General features: G+C 30.5%; 16 protein-coding genes. 3 read left to right on the forward strand and 13 right to left on the reverse strand.

Annotated features, from left to right (window positions below):
* Positions 1 to 2: 2 nt before the first annotated feature.
* The 6 genes from AMN80_RS04990 to gloA all read right to left on the reverse strand — a co-directional run bounded on the left by AMN80_RS04990 (position 3) and on the right by gloA (position 6,174).
* A complete protein-coding gene (locus AMN80_RS04990; protein ID WP_075520873.1) occupies positions 3 to 1,259 on the reverse strand; it encodes a glutamate--cysteine ligase in 1,257 nt (418 codons plus the stop codon).
* Positions 1,249 to 2,043, reverse strand: coding sequence for a glutamine amidotransferase-related protein (locus AMN80_RS04995; RefSeq protein WP_075520874.1), 795 nt, complete (start codon positions 2,041 to 2,043; stop codon positions 1,249 to 1,251). Before AMN80_RS04995 ends, AMN80_RS04990 begins: the two co-directional genes overlap by 11 nt.
* 21 nt (positions 2,044 to 2,064) lie before the next feature.
* Complete coding sequence (locus AMN80_RS05000; protein ID WP_075520875.1) at positions 2,065 to 3,093, reverse strand: glycerol-3-phosphate dehydrogenase; 1,029 nt, start codon at positions 3,091 to 3,093, stop codon at positions 2,065 to 2,067.
* Positions 3,094 to 3,236: 143 nt separating this feature from the next.
* Complete coding sequence (locus tag AMN80_RS05005; RefSeq protein WP_075520876.1) at positions 3,237 to 4,799, reverse strand: GMC family oxidoreductase; 1,563 nt, start codon at positions 4,797 to 4,799, stop codon at positions 3,237 to 3,239.
* Between the two features lie 17 nt (positions 4,800 to 4,816).
* Complete coding sequence (locus tag AMN80_RS05010; RefSeq protein ID WP_075520877.1) at positions 4,817 to 5,386, reverse strand: hypothetical protein; 570 nt, start codon at positions 5,384 to 5,386, stop codon at positions 4,817 to 4,819.
* 194 nt (positions 5,387 to 5,580) lie between these two features.
* Positions 5,581 to 6,174: a lactoylglutathione lyase gene (gene gloA / locus AMN80_RS05015; protein WP_256998002.1), complete on the reverse strand. Its 594-nt coding sequence runs from the start codon at positions 6,172 to 6,174 to the stop codon at positions 5,581 to 5,583.
* Between the two features lie 92 nt (positions 6,175 to 6,266).
* Here gloA and AMN80_RS05020 point away from each other — a divergent pair, with 92 nt between their 5' ends.
* Both AMN80_RS05020 and AMN80_RS05025 read left to right on the forward strand, forming a co-directional pair.
* On the forward strand, positions 6,267 to 7,412 hold the full coding sequence (locus tag AMN80_RS05020) for a diaminopropionate ammonia-lyase (protein WP_075520878.1): 1,146 nt from the start codon (positions 6,267 to 6,269) through the stop codon (positions 7,410 to 7,412).
* Positions 7,405 to 8,823 (forward strand): cryptochrome/photolyase family protein, encoded by a 1,419-nt coding sequence (locus tag AMN80_RS05025; RefSeq protein WP_075520879.1) that lies wholly within the window; start codon positions 7,405 to 7,407, stop codon positions 8,821 to 8,823. Before AMN80_RS05020 ends, AMN80_RS05025 begins: the two co-directional genes overlap by 8 nt.
* Here AMN80_RS05025 and AMN80_RS05030 read toward each other — a convergent pair.
* The 6 genes from AMN80_RS05030 to AMN80_RS05055 all read right to left on the reverse strand — a co-directional run bounded on the left by AMN80_RS05030 (position 8,820) and on the right by AMN80_RS05055 (position 14,683).
* Positions 8,820 to 9,239 (reverse strand): secondary thiamine-phosphate synthase enzyme YjbQ, encoded by a 420-nt coding sequence (locus AMN80_RS05030; protein WP_075520880.1) that lies wholly within the window; start codon positions 9,237 to 9,239, stop codon positions 8,820 to 8,822. The two genes, AMN80_RS05025 and AMN80_RS05030, sit on opposite strands and share 4 nt — an antisense overlap.
* On the reverse strand, positions 9,236 to 9,667 hold the full coding sequence (locus AMN80_RS05035) for a hypothetical protein (RefSeq protein WP_075520881.1): 432 nt from the start codon (positions 9,665 to 9,667) through the stop codon (positions 9,236 to 9,238). Before AMN80_RS05035 ends, AMN80_RS05030 begins: the two co-directional genes overlap by 4 nt.
* Positions 9,667 to 10,953, reverse strand: a complete 1,287-nt coding sequence (locus AMN80_RS05040; protein ID WP_075520882.1) for a PQQ-binding-like beta-propeller repeat protein — start codon at positions 10,951 to 10,953, stop codon at positions 9,667 to 9,669. Before AMN80_RS05040 ends, AMN80_RS05035 begins: the two co-directional genes overlap by 1 nt.
* A complete protein-coding gene (locus tag AMN80_RS05045) occupies positions 10,946 to 11,587 on the reverse strand; it encodes a tetratricopeptide repeat protein (RefSeq protein WP_075520883.1) in 642 nt (213 codons plus the stop codon). Before AMN80_RS05045 ends, AMN80_RS05040 begins: the two co-directional genes overlap by 8 nt.
* 1 nt (position 11,588) lies before the next feature.
* The gene (gene acnA, locus AMN80_RS05050) at positions 11,589 to 14,258 is read right to left on the reverse strand and encodes an aconitate hydratase AcnA (protein ID WP_075520884.1); all 2,670 of its coding nucleotides are present in this window, start codon (positions 14,256 to 14,258) and stop codon (positions 11,589 to 11,591) included.
* A gap of 83 nt (positions 14,259 to 14,341) precedes the next feature.
* The gene (locus AMN80_RS05055; protein ID WP_075520885.1) at positions 14,342 to 14,683 is read right to left on the reverse strand and encodes a tRNA-binding protein; all 342 of its coding nucleotides are present in this window, start codon (positions 14,681 to 14,683) and stop codon (positions 14,342 to 14,344) included.
* A gap of 27 nt (positions 14,684 to 14,710) precedes the next feature.
* On the opposite strand from AMN80_RS05055, the gene argE reads away from it, so the two are divergent.
* Entirely contained in the window at positions 14,711 to 15,895 is a 1,185-nt protein-coding gene (argE, locus tag AMN80_RS05060; protein WP_075520886.1) for an acetylornithine deacetylase, read from the forward strand.
* Here the strand turns inward: argE and AMN80_RS05065 are convergent.
* The gene (locus AMN80_RS05065) at positions 15,892 to 17,325 is read right to left on the reverse strand and encodes an aldehyde dehydrogenase family protein (RefSeq protein ID WP_075520887.1); all 1,434 of its coding nucleotides are present in this window, start codon (positions 17,323 to 17,325) and stop codon (positions 15,892 to 15,894) included. The genes argE and AMN80_RS05065 overlap by 4 nt on opposite strands.
* Positions 17,326 to 17,333: the final 8 nt, after the last annotated feature.

Below are 17,333 nucleotides of genomic sequence, written 5' to 3' on the forward strand. Positions count from 1 at the left end.
ATTTATAATTTTTCCAATACCTTTTCGGCTCTAGTTTTTTTTTCATTTAATATATTTTCAACATTTTTTAAAAAAACTGTCTCATCTTGATTATTGCTATTTATATATTTTCTTTTTTTTAGACCATCTTTTGAAATATCTAGGAAAATCTTACCCCATTCTAAAATGGTTTTATTATTTATCAGTGTGTTTAAACCTTTTTTAGGTGAGTCATAATATGCATTTAGAATTTCACTTTGGTCCCATTTTTTTATTACATCTAAAGATTCCTCTAAATTCCCGTAAATTAAACCGGTATAAAATGCGGGTCCTGCACAATGACAATCCCATTCGCACTCATCTATTGACCTAACCTCTAAATATTTTTTTAACCTCACCTCGGTAAATATTGTACTTAAATGCAGTCCAAGATCTCTATCAGTCGGTATAGATTTGTTAGATTGTAAATTTCCCTCCATAAAGTCTTTAAATGTTTGGTCGCCCCCATAATGGTAAGAGTTATTTTTTTCAATAAATAATAAAGGAAATTTAATAATGAATTCTGCGTATTTTTCAAAATCCATGTTTTCTAAAAATATTTTCGGTAGACCTGCTCTTGCAGTATTTTGCCAGACTTTTGCACGATAAGATAAATAACCACTTGCTCTGTTTTCATATACAGCTGAATTAGCAAATATGCCAATGGCTAAAGGTGTTAAGTAACACATCAACTTAAATTTTTTTTTAAAATCTTCCTCAGAGCTATAGTCCATATTTACTTGCGTTCCAGATGTTTGGTACATCATATTCAAACTTAGCTCGCCACCTTTTGGCATTTCATTTGTCATTATTTTATATCTTTCTTTAGGATTATTGGGTGCATCCTTTAATTTAGTCACAGGATCATACCCTGTTGCCATGTTTGTTAAATTAGTATCAAAACAAGCTGAGTCTAATTCTTTTTGAAAATTGTGTAACTCTACACAAACCTCATGAATATTTTTTAATTTGTCTCCTGATAACTCAATTTGATTTCCTGGCTCTAGCGATATTGATTTACCATTAAATTTTAGCCCTATTAAATTTTCATTTTCTTTAATTTCTTGCCAGCCAAATTTTGTTATAAAAATTTGTAATAATTTTTTAATATTTTCGTATTCAGCTCTTTTGTTCGTTTTAATGTTGAATAAAAACTGCTCATTCTCAACACCTATTAATTCATCTTGCTTAATGCCTGATGCAAAATAATCTATGATGTCATTTTTAGATTTAATTTCCATTTATACTACCTAGCCAGTTCTTTAATTCTATCATTCTATGATTTATTTCAGATTTTGATAATTCATTTTTTATCAAACTTATATGATGATCGATCTCATCATACGATTTAAAAGCTTTTCTTTGATTTATTAATCTATCTTTTCTAAATTTAATTAATTCTATCATTTTTTCATATTTAATCTCTGGATGATACTGAATTCCCCATACTTCACTTTTTTCATGATTAAAAGATATACTAGAAATTTTATTAATATTATTTGAAGCTAATAGAGTTGCATCTTTTGGTAAAGTAACCACCTCATCAAAATTAAAAGCTGGTGAACAAAATTTATTTTTTTTACCTTTGTAGATAGGATGTTTTTGACCATTAGGGTTTAATTCAATATCAAAAGCAATACCTATATGAGATCCATTAGATGATTTTTTGACCTCTCCCCCTGCTGCCACTACAGCAACTTGCATGCCCCAACAAATTGCTAAAATCTTTTTTATTTTTTTTTGACATTCTTTCATAAACATTATTTGTCTCTTAATTTCATCAGTATTATTGTAAATATTTAAACTACTACCACCCCAAACTGTCCCATCATATTTTTCTAAATTTCCAATATTTTCAAAAATTTTAGGATCAGCAGATGGATTAACAACATCTATATCGAGATCTTTAGTAATGTAAGCAAGACTTTCTTTTAAACTTTCTGTATGTGTTTGAATACCAGCGTTTTTAAAATTTTGATTTTCCTCTTGTAAGTTTCCTTCGACTATTAATAATTTAATTGTCATGATTAAAGATTAATTAAAATATCACCAACTGATTTCTAATTTTTTATTTTCACAAATACATTCAATAACACTAAACATAAGCGGAAAATCTTTTTCATTTAAGTCTTCTTTTAATTTTTTTCCCACTTCAGTTGCAAGTTCAGCTCCCTCAACAGTAACTTCGTCCATAAATTTCTTTTTAGCTTCTTTGTATAAAAATCCCTCACCTAAGTATTTTCCCATTTGACTATTTCTTCCGCCAATTGCGCTTACATACAAATCTCCAAGTCCAGCTAATCCATAAACAGTATCTGATTTACCTCCGTAGTGTTTTACAAATTTTGCCATTTCAGAAATTGATTTATGTATTAATGAAGCGGATGTATTATGAAAATATTTAGATTTAACCTCGCTTTTTGCAGATGAACTACTCAATCCCTCTGAGGCTCCGATAATCATAGAATAAATATTTTTAATTGCTCCAGATAATTCAACTCCATTAAGATCCTCTGAAATTTCTGTTGAATAATAATCTGTTGAAATTATTTTTTGTAATTTTTTGGCTTCATCAATATTAGGGCTTGCAATTAATGTGCTTGTTCTAATTTTGTTAGCTAGACCAGCTGCTAAGCAAGGGCCTTTGATTGCAGATATATTTGTATATTCAATTCCTTTTTCACTTAACATGTTTTTTATCTTATCTGAAATAGTGCTGAGTTTTTTATTAACAATTGAGAGACCTTTAGTGAGTATTACCAAAGAGGTTTTGTTATCAATTTTGTCTGCAATTTTATCTACAAACCAGTCAATTCCGATAGAACTTACTCCAACAACCAACACATCTGGTATTTTCTTCATCAAATCATCAAGTTTTTCAATTTTTTCTACTTTTAATTTTGAAGACAAACTTACATTTAATTTTGGATGAAAATTATTTTTAGATTTAATCGTTTCAATCAAACTATCTTCGAGGTGGGTCCCTATAAGAGATACATTATTATTATTTTCAACACAAGGTACCGAAAAAGCTGAACCCATTGCTCCTGCACCAATAATTAAAATATTTTTCATGATATAAAATTTATTACAATCAAATTAATACTTAGTTTTATAAATTGATATAAAATTTTTATTAGTTGTTTAGCGATTAATTTTAAATGAAGTATAAAAAAAAGGCCCCATATATGAATATGGGGCCTCTTTAAATTAGTTAATTAAACGTTACCTTTTTTTAGTTGATCAGCAAGATATTCACCTTGTCTGATAGCTAATGCAGTAATCGTTAATGTTGGGTTACATGCTGCACCTGTAGTCATGACAGAACCATCTGATACGAAAAGATTTTTCACATCATGACATCTGCCCCATTTATCTACAACACCATCTTTTGCCTTAGCGCTCATTCTCATAGAGCCAAGGTTATGTGTGTGTGGATATGGTGTAACTCTGTATGTTTGTGTTGCACCAACAGCTTTGTATATTGCTTCACCTTTTTCATACGCATGATTTCTCATTGCAGTATCATTCGGGTGATCATCAAAGTGAACGTTAGGAGCAGGAAGACCAAAAGCGTCTTTTGCAGATCCTAAAGTTATTCTGTTGTTGGCTTGAGGCATATCTTCACCTACAATCCACATACCAGCCATATTTTGATATCCATCCATCATGTCAGCAAATTTCTTGCCCCATTTACCTGGATCTAAGAAAGCTCCTAAGAATGATGGTCCTAAAGCTAATGTCTCAAGATAGTATCCACCTACGAAACCTCTTTTAGGATTGTGTTTTACTTCATCTGCTAAGAACCCAGCCATAGTCTCTCCTCTAAAGAAGTTAACTGGCTTATCAAATGTAGCATAAACTGAACCTGTTAAGTGTCTCATGTAGTTTCTTCCAACTTGATCAGAGCTGTTAGCTAAACCATTTGGAAATCTTGATGAAGCACTCATTAAGAACAATCTTGGTGTCTCAATTGAGTTACCAGCAACACAAATAACTTTAGCTTCTTGTCTGTGTAAAGCTTTAGTTTTTGTGTCCATGTATAAAACACCATCAGCTTTTCCTGAACTGTCAGTAGTTATCTGAACAGCTTGAGAGTTTGTTCTTAGTTCTAATTTTCCAGTTGCAAGGGCTTTTGGAATTTCACTTACGTTAGGATTCCATTTTGAACCATTTTTATCACCTTGGAAATTAAAACCATCTTGAATTGATGCTGGTCTTCCATCATATGGAGCTGCATTAGTACCGTAAGGTCCTGTTGCATAGAACTTGTAACCGACTCTTTTTGCTCCTTCAGCAAAAACTTTATAGTTGTTGTTTGCTGGTAATGGAGGACGTCCACCTCTATGTGTTGATCCGATAGCATCTTCAGCCTTTACGTAGTAAGGCTTCATCTCTTTTCCATCGATCGGCCAGTCCATTAGAGTTGCACCGTCAACGCTTCCGTATGTTGATTTAGTTTTCCACTCATAGTCAAGAAAACGTGGAGTAGCACCTGCCCAGTGTGTAGCAGTTCCACCCACAGCTTTTACTAACCATGTTGGTAAACCGTTAAAGTCTTTAACTATTCTAGCATTACCTGACATAGTTCTTTTGTCTAACCAAGCCATTTGGCTGAAAGCTGGCCATTCTTCGTTTACGTACTCTTCTTTCATAATACGTCTTCCAGCTTCTAAAAGAACAACAGGAATACCCTGTTTAGTTAATTGATAAGCTACTTGTGCGCCACCAGGACCAGATCCTATAACGACAACAGCTTTTTCTTTTTTGTCTATTTTCATTTATATATCTCCCCTAGTTAAAATGTTTTTTTAATTTTCAAAGACGCATATTTTTTCGGCGAGCTGTCGTCTAGAAAAGCAGTTAAATCTGGGTGCTCTTCTATTCTTGGCTCCGGTAACCATGATAGGTCATTATATTCACCGTCTTTGTAACCACCTTTATCAAAGCTTGCACCTTGGTATCCAAAGATTTTGTGAACTTCTTTGTGATCATAAAGTGCTACTACCGTATGACCTCTTACTAAGCCAAAGAACGGAGTGTTCTCTATTGATTTTAGGTATTTAGTTTGTTTTTTAAAGTTCATCTTGTCGAACTTATTAATTTTCAAGCCATCTAAACCAGCTCTAAAGGAAATTTTTGCGCCTGTATCTGCATTTCCTTTTTTGATAGCTCCAGCAGCTACATCCATGTAGATACTCATCGGGAATCTATCATGCGGATATAGAGCTTTGCACATAGAAGCGATCATTTCTTGATCACCTGGCTGTGCAGCGATATTAACTTCAGCATTAGCTAGTGAACCCAACTGTGAGTAAGCAAGTAAAGATCCAGCACTAATAAGAAGTTCTCGTCTAGTTATTTTCATCTATTCTTCCTCCAATTGTTGAGAGCGGGAAACTTGAGGGCTTCAAGTGCACTCTCAAAATTTAACGTTAAATTTACCTAATGATAAATTTTATAACTTAAATTTAACATGATCTAAAAAAAGAAGTCAATTATATTGATAATAATTCGCAACGAAAAAAATTATTTTAATCAACTTCAGATTGTAAAATCTAGCTAAATTTTTCCCATCTCTTTAACGATATTTGCAACTTTTTTTGATTGAACAATTTCAATCCAATATCCATCTGGATCTTTTATAAAAGCTAAACCTTTCATAGATCCATCGTCTGGTTTTTTAACAAATTCAACTCCGTTTTCTTCGAATTTTTTACAAGCTGCGTATATATCAGGAACTGAAAAACATATGTGTCCAAAACCTTTTGGCTCTGCATTCCCATCATGGAATTTTACTTTATCATCATTTTCTGATCCCCAATTATGCGTAAACTCGAGCATTCCTTTTTGGGTGAAAGTCCATGCAGACCTATCAAAATTATCTTTTGGAACATTTGCAATTTCTTCATCTGTAAGATTGCCTAAAAAATATAGAGAAAACTTCATTGTAGGAAAGTCAAATTTTTTAATTAGTCTCATTCCCATTAATTTTGAGTAGAAATTTAATGTTTTTTTGGGATCTTTTATTCTTAGCATTAGATGGTTAAAAACAAATCCATCAGTGTCTTTATCTGGAGCCATTAAACCATCGGCTTCTTCACAGTGTTTCATATTTCCTCCGTAATTAGTTCTTTGAAAATGATAGGCTAGCATTAATAAGTATAAAATTAAATAATTATTTCATAAATATTATAATAAAATACACCTATACGTTTAAAAATTTTTAAAATAACTTAAAAAAATAAATGGTAAAAAAATATTTAAATTTTAAATTTTCTGAATTTACTACTAATAAAAATTTTAATTTTAACAGGAAAAAGATACTCAAAGTACTACCAGAAAAGCATCTAATAGATGCTTATAAAGTAATTTCAAAATGGAAAGGATATAAAAAAACCCCTCTAATTAATCTAAGAATATTGTCTAAAAAATTGCACACAAATAACATTTTTTACAAAGATGAATCTAAGAGATTTGGCTTGAAATCTTTTAAAGCATTAGGTGGGGCTTATGCAGTAGAAAAAATTGTTAAAAACAAAAAAAAAGTAACAGTATCAACTGCAACAGCCGGAAATCATGGGAAATCTGTATCCTGGGGAGCAAAAAAAATAGGAGCAAGATGTAAAATTTTTATAAGTGAAAATGTGAGTAATGCTAGAGCTATTGAGATGAAAAAACTTGGAGCTGATGTAATTAGGGTGAAAGGAAATTATGAAAAATCTCTAAAAGTTTGCAAAGAGATATCAAAAAAGAAAGGGTGGAAAATTGTTCAAGATGTTGCCTGGCAGAATTATGAAAATGTTCCTAAATTAACAATGGCTGGATATTCCGTAATGATCAAAGAAATTTCTAATCAAACAAAACATTACATTACACATGTTTTTCTTCAAGCTGGGGTTGGTGGTATGGCAGCAGGAATTATAAGTGGGATTGCTAAATATTTTAAAAGAATTCCAAAAATAATTGTTATTGAACCAGAGAATGCAAATTGTGTAATGAAAAGTATTAAATATGGATATCAAAAAAAAGTTAATATTCAAAAACAAAGTATTATGGGTGGAATGTCTTGTGCTGAGGTATCTTTGGTCCCATGGCGAATTTTAAAAAATGCTATAAATAATTGTGTGAGTGTATCAGATAAATATGTGCCTCAAACTTTAACAATGTTAGCAAAAAAAAAATTTAGCAATACAAAAATAATTGCAGGGGAATGTTCTACTCCTGGTGTAATAAGCGTAATCTCTTGTTGTAATGATCAACTTGTGAAAAAAAAATTAGAAATAAATGAAGAATCTAATATTTTAATAATTGGTTGTGAAGGTGATACAGACAAAAATTTATATAATAAATTGTATAAAATAGGTAATAAGAAATTAAAAAAATATGATTAAAAATTCTATAGTTTGGATAAGAGATGATTTTAGATTACAGGATAATTCCGCGCTATCCTTTGCAACAAACAATCATGAATTTGTTTCTGCAATTTATATTTATGATAAAAAGGAATTTGATAATATTAGAGAAGCTCAAAAGTGGTGGATATCTAAGTCTTTAAAAAGTTTAAATGAGGATTTAGTTAAAAATAATATAAATTTGGAAATTGTTGAAGATAATCAAATAAACTTTTTCAAAAAATTTAAATCAAATGATATCGCGGTTTATTGGAACAAAATTTATGAACCACAAGAACTAAAAAAAGATAAAGAAATAATTGCTGAATTGGAAAAAAATAAAATAAATTACAAATTTTTCAAAGGAAATGTTCTAAATGAATATAATGAAATTACGAAGAATGATGGTACTCCATTTAAGGTTTACAGTCCTTTCTGGAGGAATGCCGAAAATTATTATATTGAGAGTGTTCCGCTAAAAAACAAATCTTTAAAAAAATTAAAAAAAATTAAAAACTTATTTAAAAATAAAGTGAAACCTGAAAAAATACTACCCAATAAAAATTGGTATAAAAAATTTGAAAAATATTGGACTCCCTCAGAAAATGACGCTGGTAAATTACTACAAAATTTTATTAATAAAAAAGTAAAAGATTATGGTACATTAAGGGACTATCCAAGTATCAATGGAACATCTAGACTATCTCCATATATAAGAAGTGGTCAGATACATGTAAGTTTAATTTGGAGAAAATGTAACGAAATAAAACCAAAAAATATTGGTATAAAAAAATATGTTAATGAAATTGGGTGGCGTGAATTTTCACATAGTTTAATAAACTATTTTCCAGAGATGCTTAAAGGGAACCTAAGAAAAGAATTCGACAGATTCCCTTGGGTAAAGAATAAAGAATTTTTGAATGCATGGAAGCAAGGTATGACTGGTTATCCTATCGTTGATGCTGGAATGAGACAGCTATATGAAACAGGTTGGATGCATAATAGAATAAGAATGGTTGTAGGTTCATTTTTAGTAAAACATTTGAGGATAAATTGGGTTGAAGGTGAAAAACATTTCAGAAATTGTTTATTAGATTTTAACGAGGCAAATAACGTAGCACAATGGCAGTGGGTAGCTGGATGTGGTGCAGATGCAGCACCATACTTTCGAATTTTTAATCCTATATTACAAGGTGAAAAGTTTGATAAAGAGGGAACGTATGTTAAGAAATGGGTTCCTGAACTCAGTAAAGTTCCATCAAAATATGTTCATAAACCTTGGGAAATGGAGGATGAATATCAAAAAGCCATAAATACTGTTATAGGAAAAGATTATCCTAAACCGATAGTTATACACGAACAAGCAAGAGCTGAAGCTTTAAAGGCATTTCAAAGTATAAAAAAAAATTAGTCACCGATGTAATGATGAACGATAGTTCTTTTATGACTATCTAATCTGTGTTCAAATAAATAAATACCTTGCCAAGTTCCTAGGATTAATTTTGACTCTTTTATACTTAATGAAATTTGGTTGTTAGTAAGTGCAGACTTTATATGTGCTGGCATGTCGTCTTTACCTTCAGATGAGTGAATGTAAAGTTTTTTATCCATAGGAACTAGTTTATCAAAATAATTTATTAAGTCTGTTTGAACGTCTGGATCTGCGTTTTCTTGTACAATTAGTGATGCACTAGTATGTTGAATACTCATATTCAACATTCCATTTGTAAAATTATTTTTTTCTATCCATTCTATTGTTTTATCTGTAATCTCATATAATCTTTGACCAGATGTATTAACCACTAAATTAAAAAATTTTTGTATCACTTAATTTTAGTGTTAAAGTCAATTCCATACTCTGATCTTGGTCCTTTTCTTAATCCAAATGGTCCTGAAATAAAAAGTGTTAAAGGTTTAGTTCCAGGTTTTAAATCTACTCTATGATGGGTATTTGCTGATCTAAAACCTATATAACCTGGTGGCCTCCAATGTCTTCCACTTTTAAGTGTTTCCCAATATCCATCCCTCAAAATAATTGTTATAAATGGAAATAGATGATTATGTACTCCTTCACCATGATCATCGGCAAGCATCTCGTGTATTAATATATTAAACGGAAACCATCTTGGTCTATGTCTAAAAATTAAATAGTATCTGTTCATCCATGGTTTTGCCTCATTATATTTTGGATGTGATGGCCCTCTATCTAAAACGACTTTTTTTCTTCCTATTTTTTCTAAAAATTTTAAAAACATTAATTTATTTTAATAATTGAATTGTCTTTTGCAATGTAAAGTTCTCTTTGAAAATAAACGGGTCTTTGTAATGTCTCCTTGTCTAGCTTAAGTATTTTTTGTAACTCACTATTAGAAAAGTTAATTATAAATAGCCTACCGTTTTTTGTTGAAATATATACTTTACCATCACTAATTATAAATCCTACTGGATGGTATTTTTCACGTTTTTTTTTCTTAATGTTTTTTAAAATATTATTAATTCTTAATATGTTTCCATCATTTTTATTTAATAGCACCAATAAGCCTTCATTTGATATTGTAACAATATAATTTGATATAACGACTGGTCTTATTTCAGAGTTAATTTCTTGTTTCCATTTAATTATTCCAGTTTTTATATCTAAAGCAATAAATTGATTTTTGTTACTAGACAGAAAAACAAGATTTCCGTCAGAAACTATATCTGAGTTTCTTAAAGTAATATTATTTGCAAACTTAAGAATTTGAGTTGGAGTTTGCCAAATTATTTCACCACTCTTATAATCAACAGCAGTTAAATCTCCAATAGAGTTTGAAAATATCACTAAGTTACCAACAATAATTATTGACTGTTTCTTTTGTGAGCTGACTACAGTAAATTCTGTAGGGACAGACCATAAAATATCCCCATTTTTTATAGAGAAACATCGTAAAGTATTTTCCATATCGACTACAAAAATTCTATTATCCTTAATTTTAATTTGTGAATTAAAAGATGAGGTATGTTTTTTTTTCCATTTTAAATTACCATTTTCTTTATTTAATAAATAATAATTTGCGTTATTGTCAGCTACAAATAAATTATTACCTTCAGATGCTAAAAATAAAATTGGATTATTTTTCTTATCTGATTTTGAATAATAGTTTTTTTTCCACTCAATTTTTGATCCTTTACTAAATTTAATTACAGATCCTTTATTATCGAAAAAAAATACATTCTTGTTATCAATTAATATTTCTGGTTCATAACCTGAAAAATTTTCAATTTTAGAAAATTTAAATTTAGAAATATTATTGCTAATAATTTTCTCATTGGTAAATCCATCATTATTTAAGTTATGACTAATGCTCTTAATTTTACTTTTTGGTAAATTAACTTTCAATTTAGGGTTAAATTCATTCTCATTTGGTTTAACATCTTTAAATAATATTTTTTCTATAGCTTTATCAGTTTCGGCTTTCTTTGTCTTAGTCCAAAAGGCTGAGTCAGAGTTCAAAGAACATCCTAAAATTAAAATTAGAAAAAAAAATGAAAATTTATTCATTAAAATCTCTGTTTAATCTTCTTTCTACGTCGGTTTTTATTTTGGGATTTATATTACTTAATTCAGTAATTTTTTCGAAAAATTCTTTCGATTTATTAAATTCCTTTTTTTGATAGTAAAAGTCGCCCATAAGTAGCAAACCATGCTGTTTCCATATACTGTCAGAATTAATTAATGGATTTAATATTTCCAATAACTTAATTTCAGTATATTTGTCAGAAAAATATAATGCTTTTTTAAAAATAATTAAATTCTTGAGCTCTTTATCATCGCTAATTGATATAACCTGATCGAAATACTCGCTTATTTTATTTTGGTCATCTACTAATTTATTGTCTATTAAATAATATAATGCTAATGCTGAATAGGTATCAACTTTTTCATTTACAATTTTTATCATTTTATTTTTTATATCATTCTGTTCATATTGATTAGTGTTGAAGATAATACCATTATACAGCTGAGCTAACTTTTCTTTTTTTCTTTTCTTCAATTCGTCAAAAACAAAAAAAATTAATAGCGCTATAAAAATTATTGATAATGATATAATTATTTTTTTTGAATTTTTCTTAAAGAAATCTTTTAATAAAGAAACCCTTGTGTTTTGATTTACTATTGCAATATCCTCATCCATTTTAGATCATATTTCTAAGAACATATTGTAGAATTCCACCATGTTTATAATATTCAAGTTCATTATTAGTGTCTATTCTGCAAAGCATTTCAATTTTTTTCGTGTCTCCATTTTTATATTTAAATTCTACTGATACTTTGTCCCCAGGTTTTAAACCTTCCTTAATTCCTTTAATAGAAATCAATTCTGACCCGTTTAAGTCAAGTTTTTTTCTATTTAATCCATTAATAAACTGTAGTGGGATAATACCCATGCCAATCAGATTTGATCTATGTATTCTTTCAAAACTCTCAGCTAAAACAGATTTAATTCCAAGTAACTTTGTGCCTTTTGCTGCCCAGTCTCTTGATGATCCTGTTCCGTATTCTTTGCCACCTATCACAACTAAGTCTGTTCCTCTTTTTTTATATTCCACAACTGCATCATATACAGGCATAATTTTTTCTTCGGGATGCAGTTTTGTAAAACCACCCTCTGTTCCTGGAGCCATCTCATTTCTTATTCTTATATTTGCAAATGTTCCTCTGGTCATAACCTCGTGATTGCCTCTTCTTGAGCCATACGAATTGAAATCTTTTTGAAGAACTTGGTTTTTCATAAAGTACTCACCAGTTGGACTGTCTTTTTGAATTGTTCCAGCGGGTGAAATATGATCAGTTGTTACCATATCACCTAAAATTAATAATGGTCTTGCATTTTCAATATTTTCAAATTTTTCAGGTTCATCTTTTAAATTTTCAAAAAACGGCGGTTTTTTTACATAAGTAGAATTTTCGTCCCAATTATAAATGCTTGATGCTTTAGTCTGAATTTTTTGCCACTGGTCAGGACCTTTTGAAACATCAGAATATCTTTTTATAAACATAGATGCGTTGAGAGATTCTTTTAAAACATCCTCTATCTCTTGATTAGTTGGCCAAATATCTTTTAAAAAAACGTTTTTTCCTTCTTTTGATTTTCCTAAAGGATCTTTATACAAATCTATATGCATATTTCCAGCAATCGCGTAAGCTACTACTAAAGGTGGTGATGCTAAATAGTTTGCCTTAACTAATGGAGATATTCTACCCTCAAAATTTCTGTTTCCTGAAAGCACTGAGACAGCATATAAATTGTTTTTACTTACAGCTTCAGAAATATTTTCTGCTAAAGGTCCAGAATTGCCAATGCAAGTTGTACAACCATAACCGACTAAATTAAAACCTAATTTATCTAAATATGTATTTAGACCAGCTTTTTCTAAATAGTCAGTTACCACTTGAGAGCCTGGTGCTAACGAGGTTTTAACCCAAGGTTTGGAATTTAAACCTAGTTCACATGCTTTTTTTGCTAAAAGGCCTGCACCTATAAGTACGTTAGGATTAGAAGTATTTGTGCAGGATGTTATTGCAGCAATTAAAATTGAGCCATCTTGGATTTCAAAATCTGAGTTATTAACTTTTGTTTTTAAAAAAACTTCTCTATTCGTGTATTTTTTAAAATTTTCTATAAAATTCTTTGAAGCATCTGTGAGTAAAACTTTATCCTGAGGTCTTTTAGGTCCAGATATGGTTGGAACTACAGTTGACATATCTAAAGATAAAGTATCACTAAATTCTATGTCACTACTAGCCCAAAGACCCTGTTCAATTGCATATTTCTTTACTATTTCTACTTGAGTTTTATCTCTTCCTGAGAATTCTAAATATTTTAGAGTTTCCTCATCAATTGGAAAAAATCCACAAGTTGCTCCATACTCAGGTGCCATATTAGCTATAGTCGCTCTATCTGCTAAAGTTAAATTTTTTAAACCTTCTCCATAAAATTCAACAAATTTACCAACTACTCCTTTATCTCTTAACATTTTTACAACTGTAAGAACTAAATCTGTGGCTGTAGTACCCTCTGGAAGTTTATTTTTAACTTCGAATCCAACTACTTCAGGTATTAACATAGAAATAGGTTGGCCAAGCATACCTGCCTCTGCCTCAATACCACCAACACCCCATCCTAAAACTGATAAACCATTTACCATTGTTGTGTGACTATCAGTTCCAACAAGAGTATCAGGAAATATGTATTCCTGATCATTAAATTTTTCCATCCAAACAACTTTTGACAAATATTCTAGGTTTACCTGATGACAAATGCCTGTTCCTGGAGGAACAATTCTAAAATTATTAAATGCTTGCTGACCCCATTTTAGAAATGAATATCTTTCAGCGTTTCTCTGGAACTCAATTTCTACATTTTCTTTTAGAGAATTTAACGTTGAGTATTTATCAACCTGAACTGAGTGATCTATTACAAGATCTACTGATGATAACGGATTTATTTTATTTGGATCTTTATTTTTCTCTTTGACCGCTTCTCTCATGGCTGCTAAGTCAGCTACTGCTGGTATACCAGTATAGTCTTGTAGTAAAACTCTTGCAGGTCTGTAGGCTATTTCAGTATCTGATTTTTTATTTTTAAGCCACAATTCTAGTGCTAGAATCTGAGATTTTGTTACTGATTTATTGTCTTCATATCTTAATAAGTTTTCTAACAGTACCTTTAAAGATTTGGGTAATTTAGATATTCCATTTAATCCATTCTTTTCAGCTAATTTTAAAGAATAATAACAGTATTCTTTACTATTAATATTTATTGTTGTTAAAGACTTAAAAGAATTTTTATTACCTGGTTTCATATTTATATGTGTTTAAATCGGTTCGATTTAACACAATTAAGCAATTTAATAAAACTATCATTTGTCGCAAAGTTACTTAATAATTAAGCAATCGTTAATCCATTTTCAGTTTTTTGGGATGGATGTAATAAAACTACTTTACCATCTGAGTCGATTGCTCCAAGTATTAAAACTTGTGACACTACGCCAGCAATATTTTTTTCAGCAAAATTACAAACACCTATTACTTGCTTATTCATTAAATTTTCCTCATTATAATAATGAGTAATTTGGGCAGAAGATTGTTTAATCCCAATATCTTTTCCAAAGTCTACTTCAACCACAAGCGAGGGTTTTCTAGCTTTTTCATTTTTTTTAACTGAAATCACTGTACCAATTCTGATATCTACTTTATCAAAAATATCATACGTTATTTGTTCTTTCATGAATTTAATATATAATTAATTTTATATATGAGTACAGAAAATAATTTAGATAAAACATTCAATAGTTCAGTAAAAATACTCTCTGACCTTATAGCTTTTAAATCAATTTCTGGGGAAGATAATAATACTATAATAAATTATTGTGAAAAAATTTTTAATGACTTAGGAGCAGAGTCATTTAAAATTTATGATACTGATAAAAAAAGGGTAAATCTTTTTGCTACCCTAAAATCAAAAAATAAAAATGGTAAAAAACCTATAATTTTATCTGGTCATACAGATGTCGTCCCAGTTTCGAAAGGTTGGTCATCAGATCCTTTTATAGCTACTATAAAAGATGAAAAATTATATGGACGAGGCTCGTGTGACATGAAGGGATTTCTTGCTTGCTTACTTGCCTACGCCCCAATTTTCTCAAATTCAAATATGGATAGAGATCTTCACTTTTCATTCACATTTGATGAGGAGACAGCTTGTCAAGGTGCGCCGTTATTAATTAAAGAATTAAAAAAAAGAAATATTAAAGATGCAATTTGTGTAGTTGGCGAACCTACAAATATGAAAATTATAGATGCTCACAAGGGCTGTTACGAATACACAACTCATTTTTATGGATTAGCAGGACACGGTTCTCAACCTGATAAAGGGGTAAATGCTGTTGAGTATGCTTCTAAGTTTATACAAAAACTTTTAGAGATTAGAGAACATTTAAAAAATAACCCACCAAAAAATTCTATTTTTAATCCACCTCATACAACTCTTCAAATTGGTGGCATATCAGGAGGTATAGCAAGGAATGTGATTGCAGATAAATGTAAAGTTGATTGGGAACTAAGACCTGTTGTAAAAAAAGATGGTGAATTTGTAAATAGTGAAATTGATAAATTTATTAATAAGAAATTGTTACCTGAAATGAAAAAAACTTATTCTGGTTCCAAAATTGAAAAAGAAATTATCGGAGAAATAGTTGGTTTTGATAGAGAGGAAAAATCTGATGCATGTGAACTTGTTTCGAGTATTACAGGTGATAATTCAAGAAATGTTGTATCGTTTGGAACTGAAGCGGGTTTATTTCAAGAAATAGGAATTAGTACTGTAGTGTGTGGTCCTGGATCAATTGAGCAAGCTCATAAAGTTGATGAATTTATTGAATTAAATGAGTTAAAGAAATGCTTAAAATTTTTAGAAGGTATTAAATCTAAAGCAAATTAATTCCAACCGCCAACAGATTTAACTTCTAAAAATTCTAATAAACCTTCCTTACCTGCTTCTCTTCCAATTCCTGAATGTTTAAATCCTCCAAAAGGAGCATCCACTGCTATACCAGCGCCGTTAACATCAACCATTCCAGATCTTAATTTTCTTGCTACTCGATTTGCTTTTTCTTTATCTTGAGTTTGGATATAATTTGTAAGTCCATAATCAGTATCATTAGCTATCTCAATTGCCTCCTCTTCATTTTCGAAAGGTATAATTGACAAAACAGGTCCAAAAATTTCTGTTCTTGCTATTTCCATATTATTATTGACATCAGCAAAAGCTGTAGGTTTTACAAAATATCCTTTTTCAATACCATCCGGTTTTCCAGTGCCACCAGCGATGAGTTTAGCGCCTTCATCAATTCCTTTTTGAATTAATGATTGAATTTTTTTATATTGAATTTCTGAAACAACTGGACCAATGTGCTCTCCCTCTTTAGTAGGATCACCAACTTTCATTTCGTTTGCAAATTGTTTCACTCTCTCGACTGCTTGTGCATACATACTTTTTTCGACTAACATTCTTGTTGGTGCATTACACGATTGACCAGAATTTCTAAAACATCTGAGAGCTCCTCTTTCAATTGCTTTAGGATCTGCATCTTTAAATATTATATTAGCACCTTTCCCACCTAGTTCGAGACTAACCCTTTTAAAATCTTTTGCAGCATTTTGTGATATTAATGCACCAGCCCTAGTTGACCCGGTAAAAGAAATCATATTTATGTCTGGGTGACTTGTAAGCGCATCACCTGTGCTTGCTCCATCTCCATTGACTAAATTAAAAACGCCTTTTGGAAATTTAGCTTCATGAATTAATTCAGCAAGTATCATTGCTGATAGGGGTGCCACCTCCGATGGCTTAAGAACCATTGTGCAGCCAGATGCTATTGCTGGCATAACTTTCAAACAGGTTTGATTCATGGGCCAGTTCCAAGGAGTAATCAAAGCACACACTCCTTTAGGTTCGTAAATTATTCTTTGATTTTTTGCATGTTCACCTAAAGGTTTTTCAAAGTTAAATTCTTTCAAATATCTTATAAATGTTTTTATATGTGCAGCTCCAGTACCAGCCTGAAGTTTAGTTGCAAAATCTTTTGGTGCACCCATTTCCAATGTGATTGCCTCCGCAATATCTGCCCATCTTTTTTTATAAAGCTCATATAATTTCTCTAATGGAGCTAGTCTTTCCTCTTTTGTTGAGAACGCCCAAGTTCTAAAAGCTGTTTTAGCAGATAGAACGGCTTCATTAACATCATCTTTATTTCCTAAAGATATCTTTGCACAAACATCCTCTGTTGCGGGATTTATTATATCAATTGTTTGGCTACTTTTAGGATTAACCCACTCTCCATTGATATAGAATTTTTTTTTATCTAACATGAAAAGAA

It is taken from the genome of Candidatus Pelagibacter communis, from assembly GCF_001179985.1.
GTDB classification, from domain to species: Bacteria; Pseudomonadota; Alphaproteobacteria; order Pelagibacterales; family Pelagibacteraceae; genus Pelagibacter; species Pelagibacter ubique_J.